We start from the raw sequence: 6,159 nt of genomic DNA, 5'->3' as shown, positions 1-6,159 counted from the left end.
GTGATGAGCCGGGTGACGCGGTCGGCGTCGTTGTTGACGGTCTCCAGCATGACGCGCTTCTGCTCGTCGGTGAAGCGCGTCCACTTGGCCAGCAGGGTGGCGGTGAAGCCCTTGACGCTGGTCAGCGGCGAGCGCAGCTCGTGGGCCACGGTGGAGACCAGGTCGGCGCGGCTGCGCTCCAGCCGGGCGCGGGCGCCGCCGTCGCGCAGGGTGATCGTGACGCGCTCGACCTCGCCGCCGCGCTCGGGCTCGCGCACCAGCCGGGCCGCGACGTAGAGTTCCTGGCCGCCCGGCAGGTGCAGCGGCCGCTCGGGCACCCTGGTCCTGGTACGCAGCCCGCCCTCGGGATCGAGCGCCTTCCACCACTCGCGCCCGTCGTGGTCGCGGAAGGGGAAGACCTCGTTCATCTCCCGGCCCACGGCGCGCTCCATGGCGACCCGGGTGAGCCGGGCGGCGGCCCGGTTGACGGCCAGCACGCACCCATATCGGTCGGTCACGATAAGACCGTCGGGGAGGTCGTCGATGGAGATCGTGCACGCGGCGGCCACGACTCGCCCGTCGGTTTCTGCGCCGTGCACGACCTCGCCTCCTCCGCCTACAACGCCGACAATAGCGGGTTTCCGGCCGCCTAGGGCACTCGCTGAGCCCTGGCGGAGGAGTAAAGGCACACCGCCGCGGCGGTGGCCAGGTTGAGACTTTCAGCCTGTCCGTAGATGGGCACTCTGACCACATCGTCCGCCTCGGCGCGTATCTCCTCCGGCAGTCCCCAGGCCTCGTTCCCGAAGATCCACACAGTCGGTCCGGAAAGATCCACGTCGTCGAGCGTGTGCTTGCCCGCGCCGTCGGCCGCCAGCACGCGCATGCCCCGCTCCCTCAGTTGACGCACGGCGGCGGCGACCGGTGCACCGATGACGACCGGCAGATGAAACAGGCTGCCCGCGCTGGCGCGTACGCACTTGCCGTTGTAGGGGTCGACGGAGGCGTCGGTGAAGATCACCGCGTCCGCCCCGGCGGCGTCGGCCGCCCGCATGACGGTGCCGGCGTTGCCCGGGTCGCGTACGTGCGCCAGCATCGCGACCAGCTTCGGCTCCCCGGCCAGCGCCTCCTCCAGCGGCACGTGCACCAGCCGGCACACCGCCAGCAGCCCCTGCGGGGTCACCGTCTGGGACAGCTCGGACATGACCTCGCCGCTGGCCCGGTGGACGGGCACCCCCTGCAGCGTGGCCTGGGTGATGAGCTCGGCGTGCCGCAGCTCGGCCTCGGCGGTGGTGAACAGCTCCAGCGTCACCCCGTCGAGCTTGAGCGCCTCGCGCACCGCTTGCGGCCCTTCGGCCAGGAACCTGCGGTCCTGCTCCCTGAAGGCGCGCTTGGTGAGCCTGCGTGCGGCCTTCACCCTCGGCGACTTCACGTTGGTCAGCTCGGACCCGGCCATGCTCTCCCCCTGATCGTGCGTGGATACAGCAAAAGGGCCCACCGTGACGGTGGGCCCTCTGTGTCTGAAGGCGACCTCAGCTCGCGGCGGCCGGAGCGTTCACGTTCGCCGGGAGCGCCTTCTTGGCGGCCTCGACGAGCGTGGCGAAGGTCGCGCCGTCGTTGACCGCGAGGTCAGCGAGGATCTTGCGGTCGACCTCGATGTTGGCCAGGCGCAGGCCCTGGATCAGGCGGTTGTAGGTGATGCCGTTGGCGCGGGCAGCGGCGTTGATCCGCTGGATCCACAGACGGCGGAACGCACCCTTACGGTCCTTGCGGTCCCGGTAGGCGTACGTCATCGAGTGGAGCATCTGCTCCTTGGCCTTGCGGTACAGCCGCGACCGCTGGCCACGGTAACCGCTCGCCCTGTCGAGGACGACCTTGCGCTTCTTCTTGGCGTTGAGCGCCCGCTTCACGCGTGCCATGTTTCTTCTCCCCGGGGGTTCGCGCTACTTGGCGAGCAGCTTCTTGATCTTCTTGGTGTCTGCCGGCGAAACGACGACTTCACCCTTGAGACGACGCGTCAGCGTGGACGACTTCCACTCGTTGTAGTGCGCGCGGCTGGCGCGGCGGCGCTTGAGCTTGCCGGTGCCGGTGAGCCGGAACCGCTTCTTCGCACCGCTGTGCGTCTTCATCTTCGGCATGTCGCCGTCTCTCCTCAATTCGGTCGTGCCGGTGGCCGGGCCGGTGCTGGCCGGCCCGGTCGCGGCTTGTTCGTCTGCCGGTGGCTGCCGGGGCGCGTGGTGTAAGGCTAACCCCAGCCGCAGGTCACGCTTCCTGTACGGAAGGTTCCGCTTCCGGTACGGAAGACTCCTCTTCCGACCCGGAAGGCTCCTCGCCACGCTGCGCCTTGGCGGCAGCCTTTTCGGCCTTGGCCTCGGCCTTCTTCTTGTGCGGACCGATCACCATGATCATGTTACGGCCGTCCTGCTTGGGCTGGGACTCCACGAACCCGAGCTCCTGGACGTCCTCCGCCAGCCGCTGCAGCAGCCGGAAGCCGAGCTCCGGCCGGGACTGCTCACGTCCGCGGAACATGATCGTGACTTTGACCTTGTCCCCCGCCTTGAGGAACCGCACCACGTGACCCTTCTTGGTCTCGTAGTCGTGCGGGTCGATCTTCGGCCGGAGCTTGATCTCCTTGATGATCGTGTGCGCCTGATTCTTGCGCGCCTCGCGCGCCTTCATCGCGGACTCGTACTTGAACTTGCCGTAGTCCATGAGCTTGCACACGGGCGGTCGAGCCGTGGCCGCGACCTCGACGAGGTCGAGGTCGGCCTCCTGGGCGAGCTTCAGCGCGTCGTGAATGCTGACGATGCCGACCTGCTCGCCGTTCGGGCCCACGAGGCGAACCTCGGGAACTCGGATACGCTCGTTGATGCGGGGCTCAGTGCTGATGGGGCCTCCTAGGTTTGCGATCCCTACGTGCTCGTCGTGGCGGGGGCCTTCCGCGCCGAAGACGCGAAAAGCCCCGCACGTCGCGCATGCGGGGCCACTGAGCTCTGTGGCTTCGTGGCCTCGAGCTCCCCGGAGAGTCCGGCGTGATCCTGGACCCGGCCACCTTTCGGCGACTCGGGTGGGAGGGAGACCTCCGCTTGCGCGTCCAGCAAGGCATGCCGGACCGATCAGAGAGCTACATTACCACAACCACGCAGGCGCCTCGAATCATCCCGCCGGCGCGGGTAATCTCCGGGAAGATCACTGCGGACGGGCCGCGGCCCGCCGGGCGATCTCGGCCTCGCCCGCCGCGCGCATGGCCTCGACCGGCACGTCGGGGCGGCCGGTCATCAGCTCCACCTGGCGCGCCGCCTGGTGCAGCAGCATCGCGAAGCCGCCGACCACCGTGCCGCCCGCGTCGCGGACGGCCGTGGCCGCCCTGGTGGGCCAGGGGGCGTAGACCACGTCGAACAGCGCCGGCACGCGGGCCAGCCGTCCGGCGAAGGCGTCGGCGGCCCCCGCGGGCAGCGTGGAGACCACCAGGTCCACCCCGGTGTACGCGTCGAGCTTGTCGAACGTCTCCACCGCCAGCGCCACGCCCAGCCGTTCGGCCACCTCGGCGGTCTCCCCCGCCCTGGCCGGGTCGCGGACCAGCAGCGTGGCCGCGAACAGCCCCAGGTTGCGCAGGGCCGCCAGCGCCGAGGCGGCCGTGGCGCCGCCGCCCAGCACGGTCGCCGACCGCGGCGCGGGCACCCCCGCCTCGGCCAGCGCCTGCTCGATGCCGTAAACGTCGGTGTTGTGCCCGTGGCGCAGGCCGTCGGCGAAGACCACGGTGTTGGCCCCGCCCACCTCGACGGCCAGGTCGGAGACGGTGTCGAGGAGCGGCAGCACGGCGCGCTTGAGCGGCATCGTCAGCGACAACCCGGCCCAGACGCGCTCGCCGCCCTGCTCCTCACCGTCGTGCTGCCCGCGCACGGGGGTCAGCCCGGCGAGCAGGGCGGGCAGCCGCGCCTCGTCGCACTCGATCGCCTCGTAGCTCCACCCGTCGAGCCCCATCGCCGCGTAGGCGGCCCTGTGCAGGTGGGGCGAGAGCGAATGCCCGATCGGCGAGCCCATGACCGCAGCCCGCATCGACACTCCTTCCGGAAACACGGTCCCTACTCCTACCACGCCGCGGGGCCGCCGGTCGTCGGACGGCTCCCGCGGCGGAGGTCAGCCGCCGTTCCGCTTGTACTCGGCCAGCAGCGCCTGGCGTTCGGCCTCGGTGGTGGCGAACTTGGTGACGCGGCTGTTGGGGTCGGTGGCGACGAAGTAGAGCCAGTCGCCCTTGGCCGGGTTGAGCGCCGCCTCGATGGCGTGCTGGCCCGGGTTCGAGATCGGGCCCGGCGGCAGGCCGAGGTACATGTACGTGTTGTACCGGCTCTTGGTCTTCGTCTCGGCGATGGTGGCGGCGGTGCGGTACTTGTTGAGCGCGTACATGACCGTGCTGTCCATCTCCAGCTTCATCTCCGGGTCGCGGTCGAGCCGGTTGTAGATGACGCGGGCGATCTTGGGCATGTCCTCGAACCGGCCGGCCTCGGCCTGGATGATGCTGGCGATGACCACGATGTCCTGGGGCTTGCGGCCCAGGGCCTTGGCGCCGCCTTCGAGGTCGACCTCGTCGGCCGTCTGGTTGAACCGCTTGACCATCGCGCCCAGGATCTGGGCCGGGGTGGCGTTGGGCGGGAACTCGTAGGTGGCCGGGAAGGCGTAGCCCTCCAGCTTGCCCTTGGCGTACGACGGCAGGTCGAGGTCGGCGGTGTCCTTGGCCGCGGCCGCGAAGCCCTTGGCCGGCTTGCCCGTGGCCTTGGCCAGCGTGGTCAGCGTGTCGGACAGCCGCAGGCCCTCCTTGACGCCCACCTTGGCCAGCAGCTTGTTCTCGGGGCTCAGCATCGCCACCGCGTCGGCCGCCGCCATCTTCTTGCGCATCTTGTACTGGCCGGGTTGCAGCGACCCGCTCTTGCCGGCGTTGCCGATGGCGGTGCTGAACGCCCTGGCGCTGGCCACGACGCCGAGGCGCACCAGCTCCTCGGCGACCTCCGACGCGCTCTGGCCGTCCTTGATCTCGACGATCACCTCGCCGGTGCCCTGGCCGGTGTAGTCGTCGGGCACGAGGGCGTCGCTGACCCACAGGTAGCCGTAGTAGCCGCCGCCGCCGATGATGCCCGCCAGCACGACGAAGGCGAGCAACGGCGCGATGAAGCCGCCGCGGTTACGACGTCTGCGCCGCCGGCGGTTGCCGCCGCGCTTGCCGGAGCCGCGGGCACGGCGCCGGGACCGGCCCTCGTCGTCCTCGGTGCCGAGCAGGGAGTTCAGGTCGAGATCGCTCATAGCTGCGCTGGCCAATCTCCCGGTACGGCCCGTTCGGCGTCAAGCGGTTGTGCCGAACCGGCGGAGCTCACCGGGCGAAACGGGGGGATCCGCCGGGCATGCTCCCACGACCAGCGGAGATCACTCTGGGTAGCCATGCTAGGGGATGGGAAGAGGGCGCATGACCCGGTATGGGGCTTTTGCGCGGGCACAGGGGGGGTCCCGCCGAACATCAGTCCGTCCCGAGGTTCTTGTTCAACTCTTCCCGGTATCTCACGAACTCGCTCTCTTTGTTGGTGAATTTGGTGATTCTATGCGCCGGATCCGTCGTCACAAACCAGTGCCAATCACCTGCGGCCGGATTCAGGGCCGCCAGCAGCGCCTTCTCCCCCGGATTGGCGATGGGCCCCGGCGGCAGCCCGCGGCGGTGGTAGGTGTTGTAGGGCGAGTTCACCTTGGTGTCGCTCTCGGTGACCTTCAGTGACCGGCGGTTCTGCGCGTACAGGACCGTGGTGTCGAGCTCCAGCGGGGTGTTGCTCTTGAGTCTGTTGTAGATCACTCTGGCGATCTTGGGGTAATCGGCGTCGGTGCCGCCCTCCGCCTGCACCAGGCTGGCGACCGTGAGCGCCTCCAGCGGGGTCAGGCCGAGCCGCCGGGCCCCCTCCGCCAGGTGGATCTGCCGGGCGGCCACGCCCCACCGCTCGACCATGGCGGCCAGCACGTCCACCGCCTTGTCGCCGGGCTCGACGTCGTACGTGGCGGGGAACAGGAAACCCTCGATCCCGGGTGCGTACGAGGGCAGCCCGAGCAGGCTCTTGTCCACGCTCTGCAGCTCCTTCAGCGGCAGCGCGGCCAGCTGGGCGACGCGCCGCAGCACCTCGCCCGCGCGCAGCCCCTCCGGCACCG

The 6,159-nt window shown here is 70.0% G+C and carries 8 protein-coding genes; all 8 read right to left on the bottom strand.

Annotation, left to right across the window (positions count from 1 at the left end):
- On the bottom strand, positions 1 to 578 hold a 578-nt coding region (locus ACWCSD_RS45775), incomplete at its 3' end, for a histidine kinase dimerization/phospho-acceptor domain-containing protein (RefSeq protein ID WP_449924909.1).
- Between the two features lie 50 nt (positions 579 to 628).
- Positions 629 to 1,432, bottom strand: coding sequence for a TrmH family RNA methyltransferase (locus ACWCSD_RS45770; protein ID WP_357986153.1), 804 nt, complete (start codon positions 1,430 to 1,432; stop codon positions 629 to 631).
- Between the two features lie 76 nt (positions 1,433 to 1,508).
- Positions 1,509 to 1,895, bottom strand: coding sequence for a 50S ribosomal protein L20 (rplT, locus tag ACWCSD_RS45765; RefSeq protein WP_449924905.1), 387 nt, complete (start codon positions 1,893 to 1,895; stop codon positions 1,509 to 1,511).
- Positions 1,896 to 1,919: 24 nt separating this feature from the next.
- The gene (gene rpmI, locus ACWCSD_RS45760; RefSeq protein ID WP_125635662.1) at positions 1,920 to 2,114 is read right to left on the bottom strand and encodes a 50S ribosomal protein L35; all 195 of its coding nucleotides are present in this window, start codon (positions 2,112 to 2,114) and stop codon (positions 1,920 to 1,922) included.
- 124 nt (positions 2,115 to 2,238) lie between these two features.
- Positions 2,239 to 2,811 carry a translation initiation factor IF-3 gene (gene infC, locus ACWCSD_RS45755; protein ID WP_449924901.1) on the bottom strand — a complete coding sequence of 191 codons (573 nt, stop codon included), beginning with the start codon at positions 2,809 to 2,811 and terminating at the stop codon, positions 2,239 to 2,241.
- Positions 2,812 to 3,165: 354 nt separating this feature from the next.
- Positions 3,166 to 4,035 carry a shikimate dehydrogenase gene (locus tag ACWCSD_RS45750; RefSeq protein WP_449924898.1) on the bottom strand — a complete coding sequence of 290 codons (870 nt, stop codon included), beginning with the start codon at positions 4,033 to 4,035 and terminating at the stop codon, positions 3,166 to 3,168.
- Between the two features lie 81 nt (positions 4,036 to 4,116).
- Positions 4,117 to 5,274, bottom strand: coding sequence for an endolytic transglycosylase MltG (gene mltG, locus ACWCSD_RS45745; RefSeq protein ID WP_358285788.1), 1,158 nt, complete (start codon positions 5,272 to 5,274; stop codon positions 4,117 to 4,119).
- Between the two features lie 211 nt (positions 5,275 to 5,485).
- A partial coding sequence (mltG, locus tag ACWCSD_RS45740; RefSeq protein WP_449924894.1) for an endolytic transglycosylase MltG occupies positions 5,486 to 6,159 on the bottom strand: 674 nt, incomplete at its 5' end.

This window comes from Nonomuraea sp. NPDC001684 (genome assembly GCF_053596515.1).
This window is presented reverse-complemented; position numbering and strand designations above follow the sequence as displayed.

Bases quoted from the DNA above. Each gene is read 5' to 3' on its own strand.
- ACWCSD_RS45770 (WP_357986153.1), bottom strand. From the start codon at position 1,432: ATGGCCGGGTCCGAGCTGACCAACGTGAAGTCGCCGAGGGTGAAGGCC.
- rplT (WP_449924905.1), bottom strand. From the start codon at position 1,895: ATGGCACGCGTGAAGCGGGCGCTCAACGCCAAGAAGAAGCGCAAGGTC.
- rpmI (WP_125635662.1), bottom strand. From the start codon at position 2,114: ATGCCGAAGATGAAGACGCACAGCGGTGCGAAGAAGCGGTTCCGGCTC.
- ACWCSD_RS45750 (WP_449924898.1), bottom strand. From the start codon at position 4,035: ATGCGGGCTGCGGTCATGGGCTCGCCGATCGGGCATTCGCTCTCGCCC.
- mltG (WP_358285788.1), bottom strand. From the start codon at position 5,274: ATGAGCGATCTCGACCTGAACTCCCTGCTCGGCACCGAGGACGACGAG.